A 1,240-nucleotide genomic window follows, 5' to 3' on the forward strand; every position below is an offset into this window, starting at 1 on the left:
TACAGCGCGATCGAGCCGCTCCAGGAAATGAAACGCTACAAGCTTGAAGGCGAGCAATAGCGAATTTGCAAGCAAGCGCCGTAGTTACATGTTGAGGTAGAATTCCTTCGTCAAACAAATGTAATCGTCGGTGTATTGATGGCGCGAGGTTTCGATTATGAGTTCGTCAATTTCTACATTTTTTGGCTCGGTCATCGAAAATGCAAGAAGGCTGCGCTTTACTTCAGATGTCGGCGTTCCTTTGACGCGTGTAACTTTTATCGGGAACAAGCCGTGAACTGACGCTAAAGTCAGCAAATACGGCTCTTCTTTATAGGGAACGATCGTGGTGAAAATTCCGTCTTCAGACAATAAAACCGATGCGGCTTCGCACAAATCATCAAACGGCAGCGACTGGTTTTGCCTTGCGGTGTCGCGCGCGTCGTCGCCTGATGAAACATTCTCGGTATAAAACGGCGGGTTGGAAACAATCAAATCGTATTCTTCGTGCTCGACATCGTCCATGAAGTCGTCGAGCGATACGTGAAAGCAGAACAGCCGGTCGTTCCAGGGTGAATTTTCAAAATTATTGGTTGCCTGCTCGTGGGCGTTTTCGTCTATTTCGATTCCATCGATTTGCTGGGCGTCGCAGCGCTGGGCGAGCATCAGTGCGATTACTCCGGTTCCGGTTCCAATATCAAGAATAGAATCGGGCTCGTGGTCGATTGGCGTCCATGCGCCGAGAAGTACGCCGTCGGTGCCGACTTTCATTGCGGTTTTATCCTGGTCGATATTGAATTGCTTGAATTGAAACATAGGAACGTTTTTCGGGTGACGTGAAGTTCGGGTTATCGAGAAGCAAAGTTACGGCTAAATTCCCCTAGCCCGGATAGCAGTGGAAATCCTTTTTTGAAAGTGTTTGCCGCAGCGGCAGCGAAGGAAAATGCTTTTAAAAAAGATTGTAACGGATAGCCGGAAACAGCTCCAAAAAAATAAATTGAACGATCGTTAAAGATACATTTCGATCAATCCTTCGGGCAAGTCCATTTTGATGACTTTGTTTTTGCGGTCGACCTTGACGATGAAGTGGTCGATCATCGGGATCAGGATTTCGATGACGTTGTCTTTGAGGACTTCGAACAGCGGCTGTGCGGCGATGTCGTTTACAGATACGATTTTCCCGACAATTCCCAGGCGCTTGTCTTCGACGTCAAAACCGATGACCTCGTGAAAATAGAATTTGTCGCCTTCGAGCTTGGGC

At 47.7% G+C, this 1,240-nt stretch carries 1 protein-coding gene and 1 pseudogene; both read right to left on the minus strand.

Annotation, left to right across the window (positions count from 1 at the left end; all coding sequences use genetic code 11):
- Window positions 1-84: 84 nt before the first annotated feature.
- A complete protein-coding gene (locus EOO50_RS17645) occupies window positions 85-795 on the minus strand; it encodes a methyltransferase (protein ID WP_290841602.1) in 711 nt (236 codons plus the stop codon).
- Window positions 796-987: 192 nt separating this feature from the next.
- A pseudogene (locus EOO50_RS17650) lies at window positions 988-1,240 on the minus strand (16S rRNA processing protein RimM); the annotation flags it as partial.

It is taken from the genome of Flavobacterium sp. (assembly GCF_004211145.1).
In the GTDB taxonomy this organism is placed as follows: domain Bacteria; phylum Bacteroidota; class Bacteroidia; order Flavobacteriales; family Flavobacteriaceae; genus Flavobacterium.

Bases quoted from the DNA above. Each gene is read 5' to 3' on its own strand.
- EOO50_RS17645 (WP_290841602.1), bottom strand. From the start codon at position 795: ATGTTTCAATTCAAGCAATTCAATATCGACCAGGATAAAACCGCAATG.